The 24,254-nt window shown below is 52.9% G+C and carries 18 protein-coding genes and 1 pseudogene; 5 read left to right on the forward strand and 14 right to left on the reverse strand.

Annotated features, from left to right (window positions below):
• Positions 1-20: 20 nt before the first annotated feature.
• The 10 genes and pseudogenes from dhbA to H511_RS0114915 all read right to left on the reverse strand — a co-directional run bounded on the left by dhbA (position 21) and on the right by H511_RS0114915 (position 13,845).
• Complete coding sequence (gene dhbA / locus H511_RS0114870) at positions 21-818, reverse strand: 2,3-dihydro-2,3-dihydroxybenzoate dehydrogenase (protein WP_276324931.1); 798 nt, start codon at positions 816-818, stop codon at positions 21-23.
• Entirely contained in the window at positions 818-3,940 is a 3,123-nt protein-coding gene (locus H511_RS0114875; RefSeq protein WP_027253016.1) for a non-ribosomal peptide synthetase, read from the reverse strand. Before H511_RS0114875 ends, dhbA begins: the two co-directional genes overlap by 1 nt.
• Complete coding sequence (locus tag H511_RS23550; RefSeq protein WP_051288228.1) at positions 3,937-4,854, reverse strand: isochorismatase; 918 nt, start codon at positions 4,852-4,854, stop codon at positions 3,937-3,939. The genes H511_RS0114875 and H511_RS23550 overlap by 4 nt, the downstream gene beginning before the upstream one ends.
• Positions 4,851-6,539: a (2,3-dihydroxybenzoyl)adenylate synthase gene (locus tag H511_RS0114885; protein WP_027253017.1), complete on the reverse strand. Its 1,689-nt coding sequence runs from the start codon at positions 6,537-6,539 to the stop codon at positions 4,851-4,853. Before H511_RS0114885 ends, H511_RS23550 begins: the two co-directional genes overlap by 4 nt.
• A complete protein-coding gene (locus tag H511_RS0114890; RefSeq protein ID WP_027253018.1) occupies positions 6,536-7,762 on the reverse strand; it encodes an isochorismate synthase in 1,227 nt (408 codons plus the stop codon). Before H511_RS0114890 ends, H511_RS0114885 begins: the two co-directional genes overlap by 4 nt.
• A 183-nt stretch (positions 7,763-7,945) precedes the next feature.
• Positions 7,946-9,862, reverse strand: coding sequence for a TonB-dependent receptor domain-containing protein (locus H511_RS0114895; protein WP_248616606.1), 1,917 nt, complete (start codon positions 9,860-9,862; stop codon positions 7,946-7,948).
• A gap of 227 nt (positions 9,863-10,089) precedes the next feature.
• The gene (locus H511_RS0114900; protein ID WP_036759719.1) at positions 10,090-11,319 is read right to left on the reverse strand and encodes an MFS transporter; all 1,230 of its coding nucleotides are present in this window, start codon (positions 11,317-11,319) and stop codon (positions 10,090-10,092) included.
• A gap of 54 nt (positions 11,320-11,373) precedes the next feature.
• Positions 11,374-12,102 carry a 4'-phosphopantetheinyl transferase family protein gene (locus H511_RS23555; protein ID WP_162144618.1) on the reverse strand — a complete coding sequence of 243 codons (729 nt, stop codon included), beginning with the start codon at positions 12,100-12,102 and terminating at the stop codon, positions 11,374-11,376.
• Between the two features lie 192 nt (positions 12,103-12,294).
• Positions 12,295-13,515: pseudogene (locus tag H511_RS23560) on the reverse strand (ammonium transporter).
• 114 nt (positions 13,516-13,629) lie between these two features.
• Complete coding sequence (locus H511_RS0114915; protein WP_027253021.1) at positions 13,630-13,845, reverse strand: hypothetical protein; 216 nt, start codon at positions 13,843-13,845, stop codon at positions 13,630-13,632.
• Positions 13,846-14,350: 505 nt separating this feature from the next.
• On the opposite strand from H511_RS0114915, the gene H511_RS0114920 reads away from it, so the two are divergent.
• Together H511_RS0114920 and yjjX are read left to right on the forward strand one after the other, a co-directional pair.
• Positions 14,351-14,992 (forward strand): helix-turn-helix domain-containing protein, encoded by a 642-nt coding sequence (locus tag H511_RS0114920; protein ID WP_027253022.1) that lies wholly within the window; start codon positions 14,351-14,353, stop codon positions 14,990-14,992.
• Positions 14,993-15,116: 124 nt separating this feature from the next.
• Positions 15,117-15,689 carry an inosine/xanthosine triphosphatase gene (yjjX, locus tag H511_RS0114925; protein WP_051288232.1) on the forward strand — a complete coding sequence of 191 codons (573 nt, stop codon included), beginning with the start codon at positions 15,117-15,119 and terminating at the stop codon, positions 15,687-15,689.
• A gap of 160 nt (positions 15,690-15,849) precedes the next feature.
• Here yjjX and trpR read toward each other — a convergent pair whose 3' ends face one another.
• The gene (gene trpR / locus H511_RS0114930) at positions 15,850-16,167 is read right to left on the reverse strand and encodes a trp operon repressor (protein ID WP_027253024.1); all 318 of its coding nucleotides are present in this window, start codon (positions 16,165-16,167) and stop codon (positions 15,850-15,852) included.
• A 115-nt stretch (positions 16,168-16,282) separates the two neighbouring features.
• A complete protein-coding gene (gene sltY, locus H511_RS0114935) occupies positions 16,283-18,220 on the reverse strand; it encodes a murein transglycosylase (protein WP_155804896.1) in 1,938 nt (645 codons plus the stop codon).
• Between the two features lie 241 nt (positions 18,221-18,461).
• Between sltY and ettA the strand changes: the two genes are divergently transcribed.
• From ettA to H511_RS24165, 3 genes are all read left to right on the forward strand, one after another.
• Entirely contained in the window at positions 18,462-20,129 is a 1,668-nt protein-coding gene (gene ettA, locus H511_RS0114940; RefSeq protein WP_027253026.1) for an energy-dependent translational throttle protein EttA, read from the forward strand.
• A 267-nt stretch (positions 20,130-20,396) separates the two neighbouring features.
• A complete protein-coding gene (locus H511_RS0114945; RefSeq protein WP_027253027.1) occupies positions 20,397-20,762 on the forward strand; it encodes a PilZ domain-containing protein in 366 nt (121 codons plus the stop codon).
• A gap of 363 nt (positions 20,763-21,125) precedes the next feature.
• Positions 21,126-21,563, forward strand: coding sequence for an Lrp/AsnC family transcriptional regulator (locus H511_RS24165; protein ID WP_051288234.1), 438 nt, complete (start codon positions 21,126-21,128; stop codon positions 21,561-21,563).
• Positions 21,564-21,821: 258 nt separating this feature from the next.
• Here the strand turns inward: H511_RS24165 and H511_RS0114955 are convergent, their stop codons facing one another.
• Together H511_RS0114955 and H511_RS0114960 are read right to left on the reverse strand one after the other, a co-directional pair.
• A complete protein-coding gene (locus tag H511_RS0114955) occupies positions 21,822-23,060 on the reverse strand; it encodes an ATP-grasp domain-containing protein (protein WP_027253028.1) in 1,239 nt (412 codons plus the stop codon).
• Positions 23,050-24,222: an MFS transporter gene (locus H511_RS0114960; RefSeq protein WP_155804898.1), complete on the reverse strand. Its 1,173-nt coding sequence runs from the start codon at positions 24,220-24,222 to the stop codon at positions 23,050-23,052. Before H511_RS0114960 ends, H511_RS0114955 begins: the two co-directional genes overlap by 11 nt.
• Positions 24,223-24,254 lie beyond the last annotated feature (32 nt).

Raw genomic sequence — 24,254 nt, forward strand, 5'->3', positions numbered from 1 at the left:
TTTCACTGTTGGGCGCCTGCTCAGGCGTTGAGAATGGCCCCGCCGTCCACCACTATGTCCTGCATGGTGACATGGCTGGCCAGATCGGAGGCCAGGAACACCACAACCTGAGCGATTTCCTGTGGCTGAGCGATTTTGCCGAGCGGAATGCCCAGCTTGAACTGCTCGGGGAAACCGGCAATGGTGCGCTGCTCGGCATCCTCGCTGTGCCACAGTGAACGCTGCATCTGGGTATCGGTCGAGCCCGGTGACACCAGGTTGCAGCGCACGCCATAAGGTGCCAGCTCCAGGGCAGCGCAATTGGCCAGGCTGCTCAGCGCCGCCTTGGACGCGCAATAAGCGGTCATGTGCTGACGCGGAACGTGCGCCGCATTAGAGCTGACCGTCACCACAGCGCCGTGACGCTGCTGCTTAAACACAGGGATCACCTGCTGCAGCAGGTAAAACACCCCGGACGCATTGACGTTGATACAGGTGTGCCAGTCATCCACGGACAGCTCTTCGGTCTGGCCCATCCGCAAAATCCCGGCGACATTCGCCAGCACATCAATCACGGGCACATCAGCCAGAATGCGTTGTGCCACCTGCCTGACCGCCTCCGGGTTGCTGATATCCACCTCATAGGTGGCAAACGGGTATTCAGTGCCCGCTTCACGCGCGGCGCTGAAATCTATATCCAGACCAATAACCTGAGCGCCCAGCTGGTGGAAGCTCATGGCGACCGCGTGCCCGATACCACGAGCGGCACCGGTCACCCAGACCACTTTGTTCTCGAACTGGCCGCTGAAGGTCATTGCTGTTTGCTGCTGCGCTGCCATCACCACACCATCTCCACTTCGTCTTCGCTCTGTTGCTGCATCTCATCGAGATAGCGGCAGAAATCACTCAGCACCGGGCGGTCAAACACATCGGACACCTTGATGCTGACGTCAAACTCCGCGCCCAGACGATTCACAATCTGAATGGTCTGCAAGGACTGTCCGCCTAGCTCAAAGAAATTGTCCTGCGACTGAATCGCGCTGACCCCGAGGATCTGCTGCCAGACAGTGCCGACCCGGCTTTCGGTTTCGCTCGCCAGCACCTGCTCAGCGCTGTCATTCTGATAACCGGCCACCAGGGCTTTGCGATCCACCTTGTTGCTGCCGGTTTTCGGCAGGCTGGCAAAAAAGCGGAAATCGGTCGGGATCATGGCCGGAGGCAGGCTGGCCTGCAGCACTTTCTTGATGCTCAGGGCATCAAGACTTTCGTGCTGTTCGCCAGCGACAAAGGCCACCAGACGGCGGATACCGTTGTCGAACACCATGCCCTGTACGCAGGCTTCGTCCACCCCGTCCAGAGCCAGCAGATGGGATTCCACTTCACCCGGCTGAATGCGGTAACCACTGATTTTGAACTCGTTATCGATCCGTCCCAGATAAATCAGCTGACCATCTGTCAGAGTGACCCGATCGCCGGTGCGATAAGCCCGGCGCTGTTCATCGCCCACCTGCAGGCTGGTAAAGGCCGGATGGGTCTGTCCCAGATAACCGTCCGCCAGAGTGTCGCCCAGAATAACCAGCTCACCTGTGCTCGCCGGACGGGACTGCGCATCCAGCACCAGAACTTCAACCCCGGGCAGCGGCAGGCCAATCGGTAACTGGCTGTGCTGACCGTGAAAATCCTGCAACTCGCTGCAGGTAGCCACCACTGTGGTTTCCGTCGGGCCATAAGTGTTAAACAGACGCACGCCGTTCGCGATACCGGCCTGCTCAACCACTTTCTGCCACTGGGCCAGCGGCTCGGGGTACACGGCTTCACCGCCGATAATCACGCCTTTAAGCGTGTTCGGCAGCGTAGCTGTGCCCGCCTGCAGGCTGACCACCCATTCGTTCCAGAACGCTGTCGGCAGATCCAGCAGGCTGATCCCGGCGGCGGCGACTGAATCAGAGAAGGTGGCCATCGACTCGAGCATGGCGTCGGTTCGCAGTACCAGCGTAGCGCCCTGACTTAAGGTGACGAAGATTTCTTCAATGCTGGCATCGAAGTTAAACGGCGCAAACTGCAACACCCGATCGCTCGCGTTGATGCCATATCGGGTGGCAGCGGCGGCCACGAAGTGATTCATCGCATGGTGGCTGATAGCCACGCCTTTTGGCTGTCCGGTCGAGCCGGAGGTGAACATGATGTAGGCCAGATCCGAGCTTGTCGTATCCGGCAAAGCCACAGGCGCCGCATGCAGATGACCGGCCAGCTGAATTGTCACCGGCAGCACCGACAGACGATGCTGGTGCTGGGCTTCAGTGATCAGGATGCGAATCCCGGCCTGGCTGACAATGCTGCTCTGACGCTCAACCGGCTGCTCAGGATCCAGCGGCACGTAGACCGCGCCGCTCAGCATCACACCCAGTACAGTGGTGATACACGGCAGAGAGCGGCTCAGCGCCACCCCGACTTTTTCCCCCGGCTGAACGCCCTGTGCCAGCAAGGCGCTGGCAACAGCATCGGCTTTTTCTATCAGGCTCTGATAGGTCAGCGACATGCCGTCCTGCTCAAGCGCAATCGTGTCCGGCTGCTGAGCGGCATGGCGACGGATCGCGGCCAGCACTGAAGTCACTTCAGTCTGCCCGTGTTTTTCACCTTGAATCATAGCGTTCAGTCGCGCCTTGGCATGCAAGCCACCCAGCAGAGTGTCTGTGCTCTGGCCCGGAGCCGCTAACCAGTTCGCCAGCAGGCTCAGCAGCTCCTGTTGCAGATTCGCCAGCTCGCCTTGCTCGTACACCGCCGGGTTGGCATCAAAGTCCACCACCGGCAGCCCTTCTGATTTACTGTGCAGCTCGATGGTCAGATCTTCCACCGGTCCGGCACTGAGATTCAGGGTATTGGCCGCCAGGTTACCGTACTGCAACGGATGATCGAACGGCATGATATTGATCAGTGCGCCATACAGACGCTGACTGCCGCCGACCCGGTTCAGATCACGGCGCAGATCTTCATAGCGGTAGTGCTGGAAACGGCGCATTTTCTTTTTGTGCGCCGCCACTTTGCGCGCCACACTCAGCAGATCGTCGCCGCCGCACACCTCGACCACCAGCGGCACTATGTTCATCTGCATGCTTGGTACGGTCAGCGATTTAGAGCCCAGACGGTTCATCACCATCATCCCCAGCACCACCTGCTCGGTATCACTGTAGTGACGCAGATGGGTGCAGAGCGCAGCGAGGAAAACATCGACCCAGGTCAGCTGATGCTGTTCGGCCAGACTCTGGCACTGCTGCCAGAGGCTGTCGCTGAAGGTGCTGCTCTGGCGGTGAAAGCGGGCCGCAATCGGCGCCACATCGCGGCTGTACGATGAAGGAGCGGTATTGCCGGCCAGGGTCTCGAGCCAGAACTGGCGGGCTTTGTCATAGGCGCCTGAGTCGCGACGCTGCTGATCTTCATCCAGCACCGCCTGAAACGATCCAAACGGCGACGGCGTGACCGGCACACCCTGTACCAGCAGGGAATAAATCTCGGCGATCCGCTGGAAGACCAGGGTGGTGCCGAAGCCATCCAGCGCAATATGGTGGACGCAGTTATAGAGATAGTCCTGCTGCCCGCCGCGAAGCAGGGCAAAGCGGCCGGGCAACTGCTGTTCAAGATCGAACGCCAGTGTCATATCCTGTTCGGCCCAGCGGCGCACTGCCGCGAGCTCGGCGTCCTGTCCGCCGCACGGTTCGAGATCCACCACCGCAAACGCCACAGGCTCATCGGCCGCAACCCGGTAAGGCTGCTCGTTCTCGCTGCGGTAGTAACAGGACAGGCACTCGCTTTCCGCCACCGCCTGGCGCACAGCAATCTCCAGTTTGCCGGCATCCACTTTGCCGTCAAACACAATACATTCGGCGGTATTAAACAGTGCCTTGTCTTCGTTGAGGGTGTGCCCCAGCCACAGCCCGTGCTGAGCAGTATTGAGTGCTGTCATCCCTGCACCTCCTTGTTCACATTGTCCAGCGCTTGTTCCAGTAAGCCCCACCAGTGGTTGAAAGTAGGGGTTTCTGCCAGCTGAACAAAATTCATCACCACCCCGTGCTTACGCCATTCGGTGATCAATGACATGATCTGCACCGAATCCAGGCCGTAGTCGATCAGGTTCTCCTCCGGATCAAACTCGTCTTCCTCTTCTTCGACCAGTCTGGCAATGCGCGCCAGCAGGCCGCTGCGGGTCAGCACTTCCGGCAACTCGCTGTGCTGTGAGCCAGCCTGCTGAGCAGTGCCGATCAGCGCAGCGGTCGATACCACCATCCCGGCACGACCGGCGACATACCTGAGCGCCATTTCATGCTCTTCGAGCGAGAAATCGGCAATCGCATCACCGATCATGAAAGGCTTGATGTCGCGCATAAAGGCGTCCACTGCCGTCATCAGGCAGCCAATGTGGCCGTAAATGCCGCCGATCAACAGCTGATCACGGCCCAGCTCTTTGAGCATGTGTTCCAGCGGCGAGCGCTGAAACGCCGAATAACGCCATTTGTCGAGCACGGTATCGCCCTCCTCCGGTGCCAGCGCCGCAACCACTTGTTGCAGCTCAGGGGATTTGTTCAGGCCCGGTCCCCACATGTCGTTCAGCAAGGCACGGTCTGCCATGTTCTGCTCTTTAGGCTGGGCGGTGTAGATCACCGGAATACCGCTGGCTTTACAGAAGGCTTTCAGGGCCACCAGATTGCTGAGCAGGGTCTGCATCAGGGCGCTGTCACGCTCATAGAAACTGACAAAATATTCCTGCATGTCGTGGATCAGAAACGCCGCTTTTTGCGGCTCAAAGGCCCACGACACTTTGTTGGCAGGAAAGGCCTCGGCAGCAGGCATGGTATAAGTCGGTAATGCTGGAATAGTCATGATAAAACGTCCTTTTCTGGCTGAGGCTGTGACTGGGCTTGAATCTGGTTGGCAATAAGCTGACGCAGGGCTTTTTTGTCAATTTTGCCGACATGCGTCATGGGTAAGGCGTCAACTTTCTCGATCCGGTCCGGCAACTTGTAGTCGGCGATGCCGCACGTCCGCAGGTGCTTTCGGATACTGAGGGTTTTCAGCTTGGGATTCGTGGTGACAATGAAGGCGCAGCTTTTTTCGCCCATCACGTCGTCGGGCATGGCAACCAGCGCCGCCTGCGTGATTTCCGGCAGGGCCAGCAGCTGGTTTTCAATCTCTTCCGCCGCCACTTTTTCGCCGCCGCGGTTGATCTGATCTTTGTCGCGGCCGACCACCATCAGGTAGCCGTCTTCGGTCATCACCACCACATCGCCGGAGCGGTAGAAACCGTCCTGATCAAACGCGACGCGATTGTGTTCCGGGCTGTTGTAATAGCCACGGAAAGTATAAGGACCGCGGGTCAGCAGGGCGCCGGGGGTGCCGCGCGGGACATCCTGGCCGTCTTCATCCACGATCCGCACTTCGTCATCGTCGCTGATCGGGCGTCCCTGGGTGTTCAGCACATGCCACTCGCTGTCGTCAAAGCGGGTGTAGTTGACCAGGCCTTCGGCCATGCCGAACACCTGCTGCAAGCCGCAGCCCAGTTCGGGCCCAATACGGCGGGCAAGGCTTTCCCCGAGCCGGGCGCCGCCGACCTGCAGCCACTGCAGGCTGTCCAGCACCGAGCGATCATCCGCGGCCGCCTGCAGCCACAGCGTGACAGCCGGTGGTACCAGAGAGGTCATGGTGACCTGATGGCGCTGGATCAGCGGGAAACAGGTCATCGGGCTGGGCTCTGCCGCCAGCACCACAGCACCACCGGCGTAAAACACACCCAGCGCGCCCGGTGAGCTCAGAGTAAAGTTATGCGGCGCCGGTAACGCGCACAGGAAGACGGTGTCGCTATCCAGCTGGCAGATCTCTGCACTGGCGCGCACACTGTAGTAATAGTCATTATGGGTACGGGGGATCAGTTTCGGGGTGCCGGTACTGCCGCCGGACAGCTGAAAAAAAGCCACCTCAGAGGCCGACAGATCCGGCCAGCTCAGATCCTCGGCGGCCTGAGCATTAAGAGCGCGGCTCTGCGCCGGTGTGCCTGCTGCTATAGCCGCGGCTAACGAGTCGCCGAAACCGGCATCGCCGTCGACCAGCCAGTGCCTGAGTGAAGGCACCTGCCGGCTCAGCGCCTGCGCAAACTCACCGTCCGCAAATAAACTGTGGCGGGCCGAGACGATCGCCAGTGTCGGCCGGATCTGCTCGGCATAGGCGGTCAGTTCATGCCAGTTATGGCTGAACAAGGCATTCACCGGCACCACGCCCAGTTTCATCAGAGCAAAGAAAACAATGTAGAACTCTGCCACATTGGGCAGATGCACCAGTGCGGTCTCACCGGGTTTCACCCCCAGTCGCAGCAGGGATGCCGCCAGCCGCTCGGCATCCTGCTCAAGCTGGCGATAGGTCCAGCTGCGTTCACCGCACATCAGCGCCCGGTGATCGCCTCGTTCTTCCAGGTGGCGCGTCAGGATGTCGGTCATCGGCACATCGGTCCAATAGCCTTTCCGGCGGTACTGGTCGGCAAACGCCGACGGCCAGGGCGTAAAGGCAATACTCATGCTACCCCCTGCTCGCCCAGCCCGAAGGCGTTGAGCATAGTGCCCAGCTTGGCTTCGGTTTCCGCCCATTCGGCCTGTGGGCAGGAGGCATCGACAATACCGGCCCCGGCAAACAAGCGAACGGATTTCTCGCGCACTTTACCGCAGCGGATAGTGACCGCCCATTCGCCATTGCCCTGAGAATCGCACCAGCCCACCATGCCGGTAAACATGCCGCGCTCGTAGCCTTCCAGCTCTTTGATTGCATCACGTGACAGGTTGAACGGAAAGCCGCAGACCGCAGGGGTTGGGTGCAGCAGGCACGCCAGCTGCAGCACGTTATAAGCTGACGTTTCTGACTGCGCCGTTTGATTTTCCGGCGTGTTGAGCTGGCCTTCGATCCGGGTCGACAGATGCCACATGGTCGGGGTGTTGATCAAAGACGGACCGGCAGGTACATCCAGCTCGCGGCAGTAAGGCCTGAGTTGCTGGGCAATCTCATCGATCACCAGACGGTGTTCATACCTGTCTTTGACCGATTGCAGCAGCGCTTCGCTGACCTGCCGATCGGCGTCCGCACTGGCCTGACGCTTCGCCGAGCCCGCCAGCGGATTGGACAGAATATGCCGCCCTTCCTGACGGATCAGCAGCTCAGGGCTGGCGCCCAGTAACACCGACTGATCCTGTTGCGGAATGGCGAAATGAAAGCCGGTCGGGTTTTGCTTGATCAGCCGGGCCAGAATATCACCGGCTGATATGTCATCGCTCAGCTCAATGTTGAGCACCCGTGACAACACGGCTTTTTCCAGTTGGGTGCGCTGAAATTTTTCCACCGCCTGCGCGACGGCATGCTTGAACACAGACTCTTCCGGTTCACTGCGCTTGGCTAACACCTGCAAAGGCTTGCTGGCTGACATCCCGCTGAACTCGCCAAAGGTGTCCGGTTTGTGCTCGGTCACTTCGACAGATTCGGGAATATACAGGCAGGAGGGTTCGGAAACATCAAACGGGATCGAGCCGATCAGAATGGGGTTGTCAACGCCTTTGGCTTTTTCTGCGGCGAATTTCTGTTGTACGACCTGCTGAAATTCACTCTGGCTGTCTTCACCGTGAATGGCTGGTGTGGTGATAATTTGGCTAATCCCTTTACCTCTGACGGTCCGGTACACCGACGAGAAGAAAAGATCATGATTCGGTGAGAATACCGGATTCAGTATTGGATTCTCACTTTGAGTATGTTGCATGTCACAACTCCCTTTTTACGCAAGAATATGTGCAGCTTATGACGCATCGTAAACTGGCTGATTGAGTGTTAATTCGTTAGGGCTTTAATTGTTAGAAAGTGACATCACATTGCTTTTGCAGGGAAAAAAGAGCCAATGAACATTGGCTCTTTTGCTGTCAGGTGGTCCTGACTGATGTTGTTATCAGAAGTCGTATGACACGCCGGCATAGACGCTGCGGGCTTTCAGGATGTAATCAAGTTTTGTCGCGGCTTCGTCGCGCTCTTCGTTGGTCAGGTTAGTGACACCCAGTTTGAGATTCAGATTCTCAATGGCTTCGTAGCGGGCGCCCAGATCCATAGTGCCGTATGCCGACAGTTTCTGACCTGAACGGACATACTGAGAACCTGTGTACTGATACGAAGTGTACGCGTACAGGTTGTCCATCGCCTGCCAGTCGAGCTGGACATTGGCAGTATGGTTTGGCGACAGGATCAGATCCTTTTTGGTGTCTTTATCTTCGGCACTGGTGTACATGTAGTTCGCCGACAGGCTCACAGTGTCTGTGATATCCACCCAGGCCATGGTTTCCACGCCTTTCACTTCGGCTTCTGCCACATTGAAATAGCTCAGCTCAGTGCTGACGCGGTCCCAGTTTTCGGCCTGAATCATGTCGTCAATGTCGTTCTGAAACAATGTCAGACCAGCGCCCCAGCGATCCGCTTCATAGCTGGTACCCAGCTCATAGCTCAGTGAGGTTTCTGCTTTCAGATCCGGGTTACCGACGACGCTACATTTACCACGGCAGGCCAGTACTGAGTAAGAATCACTGTACTGGTTCAGGCTCGGCGCTTTGAAGGCTTTACCGACGCCACCTTTTACGACCCAGCTGTCGCTGATTTTATAAACCGCATAGGCACGCGGGCTGAACTCACCGCCGTACACTTCGTGATCGTCATAACGGCCGCTCAGGGTCAGGGCCAGATTGCCCAGCGAGAACTCATCCTGCAGGTAAACCGCTGCCTGACTGTAGTTCACAGAATCTGTGTTCAGTGTCAGGTTATTCTTCAGCTTGGTATCACGGTATTCCGCGCCACCGGTCAGCAAGTGATCACCCAGGTAGCCGGACAGTTGTCCATCAACGGTATTATTGGTTTGATCGATATTACCGACCGCGCCGTTGAGCTCGGAGTCATCCCTCAGCTCAGACATGTCCAGGTTGTAGCGCAGGCGGGAATCAAAGTTGGCCCAGTAACCGTAGTGGGTCAGCGCGATGTTATAACGCTCCATCTCCTGCACGTTGTTAGCCGCAGTTCCCCAGTTGTTCCAGTCGGCATCACGGTCATCTTTGCTGTAGATCAGGTCCAGATCGATATCCTGCTGTTCGTTCACCAGCCACTTCAGGTTCGAGTACAGGTTCAGCTCGTCGCGCTCTTCCAGCACATCGGTATCCGGGTTAACAGACTTATCCGTGCGCCAGGCATCACGATCGCTTTTTTCAACGATCAGGTTACCCAGCAGGGTGTCAGGGATCAGGGCGCCACTGACATACGCATTGAGCTTATTGGTGTCGCCGCCGGAGCCTTCGGTGATGCCGTCAAACTGGTAACCGACAGAGCCCTGCGTTTCTTCCGTGGGTTTGCGCAGGATAACGTTCACCACGCCGCCCAGTGCATCCGCACCGTACAGGGATGACATCGGGCCGCGGATCACTTCGATACGCTCAACCGCTGACATCGGAATACTGGACAGATCAAAGTCGTTGCCGTAGGCGCTGAGCAGACCGTCACGAGAGTTAATGCGACGACCATTGATCAGCAGCAAGGTGTAGTCTGCACCCAGACCGCGGATTTTGATTTCATTCCGGCCGTATGAGGTACCTGGATTGATGTTGATACCCGGCAGCTTTTTAATCGCTTCGGCGACATCATTCACTACCAGATTATCCAGTTCTTCACGCGTGATAGAAGACACAGAAGCAGGAGCCGTTAATTCAGGGTGTTCAGTCTGACTCGCTGTCACTACCATCACTTCTTTGTTGGCCACTTCTGCCATCGCCGTGAATGACGAGACCATACCTACGACACACAAAGCCCGGTTCAAACGAGTTAACTTAATCACACTATCTCCTTGTTGCTGAAACATTTCAACACTCCATTAATAACAATGGCGCAAATGATAATTATTGTTATTATCAACGTCAACAAAAGTTCAATCGAATTGCGCATTTTTTTGCATTCATGAATCGATGCAACCTGAAGACTGAAGCTAATTGCTCATAGAAAGGCTGGCTGCGGGTGCAATCCAGGTGGTATTACAGTGATGAAAGGGATAAAAAAACTCCGGGATTAACCCGGAGTCTGTTGTGAAACCTGAACCTGTTTAAGCAAGGGGATAAACCAGCAGGCCAGCAGAGGTACGGCGAAAGTACTGACTATAGTGACGGTAGCCAGCGTATCCAGTCCCAATAACTGATGTTCCGGCCCTGAAACCAGATATATCGAGCCCACGATACTGGCCACACCGGCTGCCAGGTTAGACACAGTCGACTGATAGGTCATGAAGGCCGCCCGGTACTGCGGAGGGGGTACTCTGGAGGTGAATGCCGCCAGCACCGCACTGCGCGCCGAACTGGAGGCCATCAGAATCATAAAAATCAGATAGACCCATTTGTCCGAACTGTCGCTGACAAAGCCGTAGTACACCACAGCCGCCACAATCGCACTGAGACCCAACAAGGCCGTTTGACCTGAGCCCTTATCCATCATCCTGCCACTGTATCGCATCGCCAGTATGCTCATGATCCCGCCCAGCAGGTACAGGTAGCTGATTTCGTCACGCGGGAAACCGAGGTTGAACTGGAAATAAGCCGACAGGTTCGGCACCAGCAGGAAATGCCCGAACAGGCTGCTCCCCATCATCGCCATCGCCAGCAGAAACGGCATTGACCCGATCATCCCGGACAACCCGGCCGATAGTGCTACCGGGCTTCCGGGCATGTGTTGCTGCGGCAGCAGCGACGGTATACAAATCCGTACCGCGACGGCCAGTATCAGGCCCATGCCACCAAAGAAAAAGAAAGTCATCTGCCAGTTCAGCCACTGCGCCAGCAGCAAAGAAGCCGGGACAATAATGATCGCCGCCAGCGAAAACCCGCTGGCAACAAAAGCCATCGCCCTGCCCCGCTCCGCCACTTTGGTCACATCAAGAACGGATGCCATGATCAATCCACTGAGCGGGCCGGAGAAACAGCCTGCGGCAATAAACATCAGCAGCAGTTGTTCCGGCGTGGTTGCCAGCCCGCACAGCGCAATCAGTACAGAGCGCAGCAGAAGAAACAGTGTCAGTGCCGCCCGTCTGTCATAGCGATCCAATACCGGGGCAAGGAAAAAACCAATGATTGCGGAGCCGAACGTCGCTCCCCCGCTGATGTATCCGATGTGCTCACCTTGCAAACCAATATCCCGGACTAAATCGGGCCTCAGCGGCATCACCATCATCAGGGTACCGACCGAGAGCATATTAATAAGCAGCGCAAGCCTTAACACTGACTTTGCATTCAGCGTGTTGCTGTCCATGACGACACGATCCATTCACAAAAAAAGCGATTGTAACTGCCGACCGGCGCAAACTCAATAATGATAATTATTATCAGTAAAATACTCAGAACGGGTAAACGTGAGCACAGACTCTCCCATTCTGGTGTAATACACCTTTCCCTGTCGGCCGGAAGGCAAAGACCCGGCCAGCTCTGTGTTCAACTCAAAGTACAGCCACTGATCGTCCATCCCCAGAAACGAGACATCCAGAAAATCGAAATAGCGCTGAACTTGCGGGTATAAGGCTTTAAAAATGCTTTCTTTGGCGGAGAACATCAGGGTCATCAGCCAGATTGCATTGTGTTCATCGGTATCCAGCCTGGCCAGCTCCTGCTCATTGACGACCATCCCTTGCATGCCCGGCACAATATCCGCGTTAACGGGTAACTCAATATCTAAACCGACACCGGCCTGCTCATGGTGTCGGGGACAAATCACGCAGGCTGCCAGCTGATCATGGTGGCTGATACTGCCTGTCAGCCCCTGCGGCCAGACAGGTGCACGGTTGTCGCCAACCGCTATCTCGACCGGTGCGATCCCCCGCTCTGTCAGCAGTTGCAGCGCCAGATAACGGCCGGCCAGAAATTCCGCCTGCCGCTTGGGCACCGCCCGGCTTATTGCGTCAGGCATCTTGACGCCAAGCTGGTTGAACAGGGACGGTGAGTAATGGTGCAGATCAAACCCGGCCAGTAACACTTCAGTGCCGCATCCGGGTAAAGTGACTGAGCGCAGCGGCTGAAAGAAAGCGGACGGAGTCATCATAAAAAGCAAAGCCATAGCAGAGAACAATGGCTGTCATTATTATGATTGCGCTATCGTCATACAATCCTTTGTTAAGCAAATGCATAACGTTGCCGGGCACAACCATTCAGGCCGCCGTAGCCGTTGCATTTAAAATAAGCACAAAAAATGCCGCACCAGGCGGCATTCGCAACTGCATGGGATCAGCCCGTTTTATTCCAGATTGGTGGCACTGATCTTGTGGATTGCCAGATCGGCACCGTTGAACTCGTCTTCTTCGCTCAGGCGCAGGCCTGACAGCTTATCCACCAAGCCGTAAACGATAAACGAGCCTGCCAGTGCAATCGCTATTCCTATCACAGTACCCAGCAACTGAACGATAAAGCTTACTCCGCCTAATCCGCCTAACGACTGCAGGCCAAAGATACCGGCCGCAATACCGCCCCAGGCTCCGCACACGCCATGCAGCGGCCAGACGCCGAGTACATCATCAATCTTGGTGTGATTTTGCAGGTAAGTGAACAGCCAGACAAAGATCGCAGCCGCCACGATGCCGGTGATCAGCGCCCCCAACGGATGCATCAGATCCGAACCGGCGCACACAGCCACCAGACCAGCCAGCGGGCCGTTATGAATAAAACCCGGGTCATTTTTCCCCAGCACCACGGCGGCCAGAATCCCGCCAGCCATCGCCATCAGAGAGTTGACGGCAACCAGTCCGCTGACACCGCTGATCGACTGTGCCGACATCACGTTAAAGCCAAACCAGCCGACACTTAAGATCCATGCCCCCAGCGCCAGAAACGGAATGTTAGAAGGCGCAAAGTTAGTGTGTTTGCCTGCCCGGACACGTCCTTTTCGCATTCCCAGCAGCATTACAGCCACCAGCGCAATCCAGCCACCGACCGCGTGAACCACAACAGAGCCGGCAAAATCATGGAAAGCGGCGCCAAACCGGCCTTCAAACCACGCCTGGAGGCCAAAGTTGCCGTTCCAGATCATGCCTTCAAACAAGGGGTACACCAGGCCCACAATAAAGAAGGTCGAAATCAACACAGGGTTGAAGCGGGCCCGCTCCGCAATACCGCCGGAAACTATCGCCGGGATCGCTGCCGCAAAGGTCAGCAGGAAGAAGAACTTGACTAAGGCGAAGCCATTACCGGCCGATAAGGTTTCAGCATCAGCAAAAAAGGTGACGCCATAGGCCAGCCAGTAGCCGATAAAGAAATAAGCGATGGTTGAGACACCAAAATCAGCCAGTATCTTCACCAGCGCATTGACCTGATTTTTCTGCCGTACCGTGCCCACTTCCAGAAATGCAAAACCGGCATGCATCAGAAACACCATGATGGCGCCCAGCAGCAGGAACAAGGTGTCCGCACTTTGCGTGAGGGCCTACACGGCCCCCGTTACCTGTGTCATAGATTCAGTCATTGAACTCTTCCCTAAGTCGCGCACAAAATATGTGCAAAAATTAACCACAAGCCCCAAATTAGGGCGAATCAATCATGATTAAGGGGCAAGCAATAACTGTTCCAATTTGATTTATTAACTGCTAAATTCGCCCGTAAAACTAAGTGATTGAAAATCAATAACAAAAAATAGTGTACTCGGCTGTACGTCCGTAACACCCGAGCCTTGCGCACCAATAGCGTGCCGTTCGATCCACAATGGTGCATTTTGTCCGCCTTTTCCTGCCCGATGCTGGTGAAACGCCACACACAGATTTAAAAGAAGGCGTTCAGCGGTTAAGGAAAAGTCCATTCCGGCAGCCCTTGCTCTTTACTGATTCCTTGCCGGGATGGCGGACGGAATCCATCGAATATTCCAATTTGGCATAATATGCGCTTCATCTATTAATAATTGTCATGCATTCACATTTAAGATGAAATCGATTTCATTTGCAGGCTGAATCTGCAGGCCTTCCTGCCATTCAGCAGATTTTTAAGAAATCCTGCTAAACCTTGGGTTGCATATCATAAAATAGGCATAAAACCGCCTTTACCATGCAGTTTCCTTATTTCTTGGTCGGAACTGATATGTTATTTTTGTCAGCAGCTGGCGTTGTTTTTTCTTACTGGCTTATTTTACTGAAAAAAAATTGTCCCTTTTTTTACCCAACCGAGTGCAAATGTATATTCCTTTAACGAAATCCATCGCACTTTTCAGCTTGAGTAAAACCTTTAGACAAGGATATCAGTAAAATAATTTATGACTTTTGCGAATGCCTTTCGCATTCTTTTTTTACTGCGAGCGGGAAGCCATTCTTATGGAATATTTAGAGCGGATTAAGCGCCTGGCCAAGATTCAGGGGATTAGCCAGAAACAACTGGGTGAAACTCTGGGCTTACAACAAGGCACCATGAGCCGTAAGCTGTCAGGCAAGTACGGCATTGAAGTACGTGAGCTGGAAAGAATTGCTGAAACCCTGAACACCTCCATCAGCTATTTGCTGACCGGACAGATTGATTCAGGCACTCAGGCAACAACGGCCATCAGTCACGAAACGGGGCACAACACGACATCGACCTACATTCCGATTATTCATCGCAAAGACTACCTGTCCTACCGCGATGGCGGCAAAGTCGACGTGCTGAGTAAGCGGGCGATCCCGCATCATTTAGATCGCGACGACTGCCTTGGTCTGCTGGTAGATAACGAAAACATCGCTCAGTGTGCGCCGCTGGGCAGCTATGCGCTGGCCACACGAAAAGCCCCTTATCGTCCTAAACAGCCGGTTTTTGCGTCGGTGCGTGGCAGCGAGCCCGATTTCTACCACATGACACAACTGGCAGATGGCGTGGTGTTTTCCACTTCCCAGCCGGATTTTCCGAACCTGTTTGTCAACCACGACGAGTTCAAGATCCACGGTTACATTATTCAGTCCGACTGGTCATTCGACCGCCTCTGATTGCCCCGCTGGCTATCCTGCCGCCTCCCCCCCCCTGATTTGCTCATGCTGTTGCAGATGCCGGTCAGGGGTGACAGCGCCCTTCCAATGCGTACAATAACGACGTGAACTGAAGGAGCCCATCATGCACACCACCAATCCAGCACCAGATAGCCAGATTCGCATTATTGTCGCCTCGACAAACCCGGCCAAAATCCGGGCGGTAGAAAACGCCTTCCACCAGGCCTTCCCGGCGCAAGCCCTGCAGATTAGCGGTGTCGCAGTGGAAAGCGGCGTAAGAGCACAGCCTATGTGTGCCGAAGAAACCCTGACCGGTGCCCGTAACCGGGTAGTTCATGCCCGGGAACTGCAGCCTGGCGCGGACTATTACGTCAGTCTGGAAGCCGGGCTTGATGGCTGTGCGACGTTTGCCTGGATGGTGATAGATAACGGTAATCAGCGGGGGGAATCCCGTTCAGCCTCGCTGCCTCTGCCGCCCAAAGCGCTGGCCCGGCTGCATGACGGAGAAGAGCTGGGGGATGTGATGGATGATATGTTTCAGCAGCAGAATGTGAAACAACAAGGGGGCGCCATCGCTATGCTCACTGAGCACAAGCTCAGCCGCAGCAGTGTGTATCAGCAAGCTCTGATACTGGCCCTGATCCCTTTCATGAACCCGGGACTATACGATCCCTCGGCTTTTCAAGCGGGAGGCTAACTGGGGGTTACTGGGCACTGACTCAGCATCTGTGCTCAAGTCACGAACCCCACCCTAACCCTCCCCTTGCCAAGGGGAGGGAATATCCGTGGTTTCAGTGAGCTCTGTCCGATCCCTCCCCCTTTTCAAGGGGGAGGTCAGGAGGGGGTAACAAGGCACTTCAGCCTTTGGGCTGCTGCCTGAGCAGCAAATCAGATAACCAGTCGCGGATCTCCGCATCATGGTGTTTCAGTTCGTTGGAGCCACGTGTGATGGTCGCCACGCCAACCCCCAGCAACTCGCTGATTTTACGCTGGCTACGCTCACCATTCAGCAATTCATGGAAGATATTCACCCGGGCGATCAGCGATTCACGCTCATCCGGTGTTAACAGCAGGCGAAGGAGTAACTCATCTTTGCCTTCAGCAGAGGCCTGACGAAACAGAGAGACTATTTGCTGCCAGTCAGAAAAGTCCGGCGTATCGGCTTTGGTTGACATGTTTTCCTCAAAAATTGCCTGCACTGGCCATTAGTAACCCACACAGGCGTATTCATTCTGTTTGGATTCTACCCTGAACCACAGCCTTCCACCAAACCTGCAGCAGCAGTTTGTCTCAATACTTAGCGTTCAGTTCCTCTGTGGTCAGCAACTGGACCGGCTGATTGGTCAGCTTGTCGTAGTAGACCTCAAACATCAGCACATTCTGAACATAACCGCGCGTTTCACCGAAAGGAATGGTTTCCATAAAGGCAAAAGCATCCAGTTTGCCATCACTGATTTTCCGCCAGCCGGTGACTCTGCCCGGGCCGGCGTTGTACGCCGAGAAAGCAAAGATCCGGTTGTTGTCGTAACGCTCCAGCATCATTTTCAGGTAACCGCTGCCCAGCCGGATATTCACCTCTGGCTCAAACAAACTGCTGCTGCCTGCATATTTATAATTCAGCTTACCCGCGGTTTCTCTGGCTGTAGCGGGCATCAGTTGCATTAGTCCGCGGGCGCCTACCGGCGACATTGCCTGCGGATTCAGCGCGCTTTCCTGACGCGCCAGTGCCATCATAGTGGTCACTGAAAGCTCACGCTGCTGGCCGAATGACTTGAATGTCTCGGCAAAGGCCAGCGGGAAACGTAACGACAGGTGCTCCCACATCCGGCCATATATGGTGGCCTGCACCGTCAGATGGTGCCAGTTTTGCTTACCTGCGTAGCCCGCCAGCGGCCAGATTGCTTTCGGATCGAGATCTTTCATCAGATACCACCATTCCAGGTTGGCATCAAACACCTTATCCAGGGCAATCATTTCTTCAATCCGCTTTAACGCCGGCAGATAAGGGGTCACATCCTGCTCTTCCTCACTCAAAGACTGCACCGGAAAATCGATCTCTTCGCCCAGCACAGTGGCGGCGGCAACACTGTAAAAATTCCGCTCGCCCAGCAATGCCTGATATTTCGGTTTGGCCACCACAGGATCAGTCTTGGCCAGCAGATGCGCCTGCCAGAATTTCCACCGCAGCGAGTTCTGCTCTTCGGCCGATAACTGCGGGATCCATGCCTGCGCTTCGGTCCAGTTGCCTTCACGAAGGGCAAGACGGATGCGCCGTCCAATCAAATCATCATCACTGCTTTTACGCAGCATGGCATCACGCCAGCGGACAAGATCGGCCTCTTCGGCATCCATCAGCCGTGACGCCGTATAATCCGCCAGTGACTGCTTCTGTGCCGTATTGAGCTTCTGCCCGTCCGCCACCCGCTCTAACTGGCTCAGGGCTTCTTTGGTATCCGTGCGCGCCAGGCGCTTATAGGCCGCGAGGGTCAATTGCCGGTTATAGTCGGTCACTTTGCTTTTTTTGGCGAAGTCCGCGACACCCTGCGGCTTGCTAAACAATGAAAGGAGAGTGTCTCCCACTTTTCTGGCGCTGCCTGACAGTTGCTTGTCGAGATATTTGAGCAGCCCCTGATTACCGGCTTCAAACACCAGCAGCATACGATCGAGAATCAGCTGATTGGTACGTTTTCCGGCTTTTTGCCAGGCATCCAGCATGGGATCGCAATCATCGTCGAGAGACTGGCCGGTCAGCCAGAGTGACTGCGCGCCCTGCCAGGCTTCATCCTTGCGGCCCACTTTACTGAGCGCCAGATAATACTGGCACTGATAACTTTCCCTGTATGGCGGCTCAGTCTGAAAGGTCACCAGATCCTGCCAGCGGTTAGCCTCTGCCAGCACATCCTGGTAGGCATAACTCAGCTTGATGGTGAAAGGCAGATCCTGAAATTTTTTGATGAATGCACTCACTTCGGCCGGGGAGCGCTTATCCAGATTGTCCTGAAACTGGCGATAGTCGAGATAAGGGGTCAGCGGATAGTCATTGAGCCTGGTGCGATAACGCTGATAAGCCGACTGGTCCTTGCGTTCCAGCGCATCCTTCGCGGCTTCATACCATTCTCTCTGCTCTTCAAGCGAGGCGGCCTGTGCCACGCTTCCTCCCAACAGCACCCATACCCCCAGGCCCAGCATCCAACGGCTACAACGGTGCATAACGGCTTCAGACTGCATATATACTCTTTCCAGCTCCAGCTTCACTCAGATTAAAAATCAGCACGTTTAATTAACACTGTATCCTAGCGTCCCATCCCCGCATCAACGTCAGCCCAGAGTCAGGCTCAGGTCAATAACGAAAACCTGCTTACACGGGCATGTATTCATCTTAACCGTCATTGTGAGACATTGCTGTTAAACTTAGGGCCAGAATGGTTAAAATACCCCTTTCTCCAATCATTAGAGATGACCTACGGAAATGGCTGAATACGTCTATACCATGTCGCGAGTGAGCAAAGTTGTGCCACCTAAGCGACAGATTATGAAAGATATTTCATTAAGTTTCTTCCCTGGCGCCAAAATCGGTGTACTGGGCCTGAACGGTTCCGGTAAATCCACTCTGCTGCGTATCATGGCAGGTATCGATACCGATATCGAAGGGGAAGCCCGCCCGCAACCCGGCCTGAATGTCGGCTATCTGCCGCAGGAGCCGGTACTGGACGAAAGCAAGACAGTGCGTGAAGTGGTCGAAGAGGCCGTTTCCGATGTGAAAAACGCCCTGACCCGCCTGGATGCTGTGTATGCCGCTTACGCCGAACCGGATGCGGATTTCGATGCCCTTGCTAAAGAGCAGGGTGAGCTGGAAGCGCTGATTCAGGCCAAAGACGGCCATAATCTGGACAACACGCTGGAGCGTGCTGCCGATGCGCTGCGCTTGCCGGAGTGGGACGCGCAGATCAAACTGCTGTCGGGTGGTGAACGCCGCCGTGTGGCGATCTGCCGCCTGCTGCTGGAACAGCCGGACATGCTGTTGCTCGACGAACCCACCAACCACCTGGATGCCGAATCGGTGGGCTGGCTGGAGCGTTTCTTGGTGGATTACACCGGTACCGTGGTGGCGATCACGCACGACCGTTACTTCCTGGATAACGCCGCCGGCTGGATTCTGGAACTGGACCGTGGTGAAGGCATTCCGTGGCAGGGCAACTATACCTCCTGGCTGGAGCAGAAAGACGCCCGTCTGAAGCAGGAAGCCTCTCAGGAGAAAGCGCGCCAGAAAACCATTGAGAAAGAGCTTGAGTGGGTACGCCAGAACCCTAAAGGTCGTCAGGCCAAATCCAAAGCTCGTATGGCCCGTTTTGAAGAGCTCAATACCTCAGATCATCAGAAGCGTAACGAAACCAACGAACTCTTCATCCCGCCGGGTGAGCGCTTGGGCGACAAGGTGATCGAAGTTAACGGCCTGACCAAATCCTATGGTGACCGTGTGCTGATCGACAACCTGTCTTTCAGCATGCCAAAAGGTGCCATCGTGGGCATCATAGGTGCGAACGGTGCCGGTAAATCGACCCTGTTCAAGATGCTGAGCGGCTCTGAGCAGCCCGACGCAGGGACTATCGAGCTGGGCGACACCGTCAAACTGGCCTCTGTTGAGCAGTTCCGCGACAGCATGGATGATAACAATACTGTGTATCAGGAAATCTCTGAAGGCAACGATGTGATTCGCATCAACAACTTTGAGATTCAGTCACGTGCTTACGTGTCCCGCTTTAACTTCAGGGGCAGCGACCAGCAAAAACGCATTGGCGAGCTGTCTGGTGGTGAACGTAACCGTGTCCACCTGGCGAAACTGCTGAAAGCCGGCGGCAACGTATTGCTGCTCGATGAACCCACCAACGACCTGGACGTAGAAACACTGCGTGCACTAGAAGAAGCCCTGCTGGAATTCCCTGGCTGCGCCATGGTGATCTCGCACGACCGCTGGTTCCTGGACCGTATCGCGACCCATATTCTGGACTACCGTGATGAAGGCCAGGTAAATTTCTTCGAAGGTAACTATAGCGAGTATACCGACTGGCTGAAGAAAACACTGGGCGCGCAGGCTGCAGAGCCGCACCGTATTAAGTACAAGCGTATTGCCAAATAACCGTCTCCGGACAGATGTGCAATCACTGAACTCAGGCTGCTATTTTGGCAGCCTTTTTATTGCGTGATTACTTAATAAGCAAATCATCAAAGTCGCCTGTTTAATCAGGTTCAGGGTTGTTTCAGCACAGGATGAATCGCCACTCGATTCCTGAGCTGAGCTGCAGCGCTGCAAACAGATATCGCGTCAACATAGAAAAAACAGAACCAAAAAAAGCCAGCAGACCCTAAACTCGACAATATAGGCTCATACAGGTAATCACAGACTATGAACGAAAGACGCCAGTTTATCCGTATTGTTTATCAAGCCCCGGCGATGATACGTCAGGCCCGGTCACACTGGCCTGCCGATGTTCGGGATATCTCGCTGCATGGTATTCTGCTCGGCCGGCCTGAACACTGGCAGCCGGATGACAATACCCCGTTTGAAGTCGATGTCACCTTGCATGACACAGATATTCACATGACAATGGTCACTGAACTGATCGCCCATGACAGCGACTGTTTACGGATGAAAATAGTGAATATTGATATCGACAGCATTTCTCACCTGCGCCGCCTGATTGAACTTAATGTGGGGTACGATGAGCTGCTTTATCGTGAACTGGAACTCCTTGCCGATCTTGCTGACTGAAACCCACAGCGTTTCACCTATGCTGCCCGGCGAGCGCGCCAGCAAAGAGCCTTGATGCAGACAGGACACAATGTTACTTTTCAGGGCCAGTTTCGCATGTGTTACGGCTTCAGGTGACCCTAACCACTCTCACGACAGCGCCCTGCCGTTTCAGTCGTTTCTCCGCTGAGCTCATTTCCTATCACGTTATTCACATAATCATTAATGTTCATATTGACAAGATACCTGAGGTGTATGGTAAGTATGCGGTTGCTTGTCAAACAAAGCAGAGAAAAAACCGGTATCAAAGCAGAATATAACTAAAAACACTTTCTGTTTCTTTTGAATCAAAAATTCACCAGGCTAGGCTAGTTAGTAACTATCATGAATTTAGATAAAGTGGATATGAAAATCATTGAGTTATTGAGAAATAACTCAAGAGAGAGCATCCAAAAAATTGCAGAACAAGTCAATCTCTCACGCAGTGCCGTTGATAAAAGAATACAATCGCTCATACAGGAGAACGTCATAACAGGGTTCACAATCAGTACTTGCTTTGATCAGCGCTTATCCCCTTCTGATGATATCCATTCTTACCTGTTGATCAAATCCGGAAGCGTAGACTGTAAACAGATATTCAAACACCTCAAAAGTGCCGGTTATGATTTTCAATTCGAATCTATATACGGTGAGTTCGACTGCCTGATAAGGGTCAACAGCACCCGGCTTCCGTTATTGTATGAAATTAAAAAATTCATCATAGATATGGGTGGTATTGAATCTATCCATATTCTTCCAGTGCTAGACATTAAACATGAATAAGGGGCTTAACAGCCCCCTACTTTAATTAGCTTTAATTAGCTTTAATTAGCTTTAATTAGCTTTAATTAGCTTTAATTAGCTTTAATTAGCTTTAATTAGCGTAAAAGTACATTTCATTGTTCAGGCTTTCAAACACATTGACCAGCGAATCTGACTCAACAATGAAGGTATAACTGGGATCTGCTGGTGTAACAAAATATTGAAACGGATGCTCCTGTTTCTGCTTCTATCGTTTCATCTGTGTCTTTAATAATTAGCTTAGGCACTGATCAACTCCTTATTAAATACACCATGAAGAACATGCTCAACGTCCTGAATATCAGACTCTAAATCAAAGGCATTATCATTGGCTAACCACACAAGACACGGGCAAGTGAACAAATCTTCCGTGGCCGGTAATTCTTGCCCCTCTTTCACTGTGACAAAATAATCAATCAAGGATGGAATACGTTTTAGCTTACCGTCACTGATGGCATCGACACCTGAAAATTTCGCTGCGTGTTTATTGACATGAAAATACACTCTCCCCTGTTTAACTAGCTTCGAATCTAGTTCCGGTACTCTGTGTTCTGACACCAGTGAAGCAATCGTATCCAGCAAACTGGGAGCATAACAACTTTCAAATAATGATGGGGCAACACCACCGTGTATCCGTGTCGCGGCTTCAATCATGACCGGGCCTGATGACGGATTCAGCATCAGTTCCATATGCACAAGCCCATACCTAATATCGAGTGCTCTGGTGGCCGCAACAGCATATTCACGAATTGTTGCCAACCCGGCGTCATAAGGATCCAATAGTTCCAGTCGATTATAAACAAATGGATTATTACCAGACTGACCTTTTACGTATTTACATATAGCCACTAAAGTGATTTGGTCCCCATTGACTATCAGATCTAAAACATACTCCTCGCCTTCAATAAACTCCTGAACAAGAAACTGATCATTTATTTTTCCTGTACTGTTTATTTTCCCCCAAGGCAGGGAAGATATCTTATTAATTACGTCATCTCTGCTATTGCAGAAGTAGACGTTTTCAGAACCTGCAGAGTTAACTGGCTTGATGATATACTTTTTGCATTTAATTTCATGAAGCTCATTAAGACCTTTTCCATCCATATCAACCAGAAATGTCTGAATATAGGCTAATCCATGTTTTTTCAATGCATCTTGCATTTCATTTTTATTCCGGCGCAGACCGGTCGTCAAAGGTGAGTTTCCCGGTAAACCTAATTCACTGGCGAGCTTATCTGCCAGTTCAACACCTAATTCAGAGCCAGCAATAACCGCATCGTACTTTTCATTCTGCAATGCATCAATTTCAAGATGGGATACATTATTATCATAGTTTTCGATGTTAATCGTATCCAGCATGCCTTTCGGATCATGCTCTGAATCAAAATACACATCGCATTGAATATTGTTTGCTTGCAGTTTCGGTCGGATCATTTTTCCGCTGGAAGCTGGGTTTACTATCAATACTTTACTTTTCATATGCACCTTCCAATGTGATTGTTTTTTTGCTTCTGGTTAACAGCATGATGACAACAGCGGAGAAAACACCGACCAGTATCAGTGATATACCATAGGCTTGACTTGAGAATGAAAAGTAAGTCAACACCATAGTCACCAGCATTGGAATGGTTCCTGATACAATATAGAACAGATAATTAGAATGACTGATAGCACTATTGACATCACTCTGAACAGCATCAGACTTCAATATTTCCGTTCTTGATGTAATTCTCACTGAGTTAACCGCATAGCCGATGCAGAAACAGAAAAGTACTGATAAATAAGGCATATCCATCAAGAAAAGCCCGATATCCCCTACCAGTAACAGCATCGCACTGAGTAAATAAACCTGTTTATTCTGAGGAAGAAGCGCTGCACATAATGCGCCTATACCAGCCAAACCTGATGCAAAACCCAGGATATCAGGCCCCCACTCCCTGAATAGCTGATAGTACACTGGTACGAAAGTGTTGAACGCACCGATGTGCAAACCGGTTAAAACCGACAAGGCAACCTGGATAATAAAGCGTTCTCTTTTCCCGGAAAGTGCTTGCTGATTGCTTGCTTCAGTTTCTGTCTCTTCTTTATCAACATCAGAAATAAACAAATAAGACACTGATAATAATATGGACATCACGGCTATATAAAAAATGAAGTTTTCAAACCCCATAGCTTTGAGATACCAACCCCCAAACAGCGCGCCAAAGAAAGCACCAAACTGAATGGTTGTTTGCAGCACCCTGGACGCCTTTGAGGCTTCAATCAGTTTGTTTTTCACAAAACTGGAGTTTTTCACTTCAAAGGTATTAATACTGCAAACCATATTACATGATGAAAAAACAGCAATCATAAAGATAATGTATATCAAGCCAGTGGAATTAAAATACAAGACGGTAGACATGCAAACAAAAAAGATAGCCCTGAGTGTTGTGATAGTGGATTTCTTGTAGAAAATGTCTTTCTTTTTAATTATTTTACTGAGAATAAAAGGCGTAACAGCGCCAATACTGACAATCATCCCCATATAAACAGTAGAGCTTGTTATTTCAAGTATTTTCCAGATCATGACAATTTGAATTGACATATCAAGAAAAACAGAAAATGCAAGCAATAGGTACGTCTTTAATAATGTACTATTCATGCTTTACCTTTAGTTTTAATTCAATAAATGAA

This window comes from Photobacterium halotolerans DSM 18316 (genome assembly GCF_000425165.1).
Classification (GTDB): Bacteria; Pseudomonadota; Gammaproteobacteria; order Enterobacterales; family Vibrionaceae; genus Photobacterium; species Photobacterium halotolerans.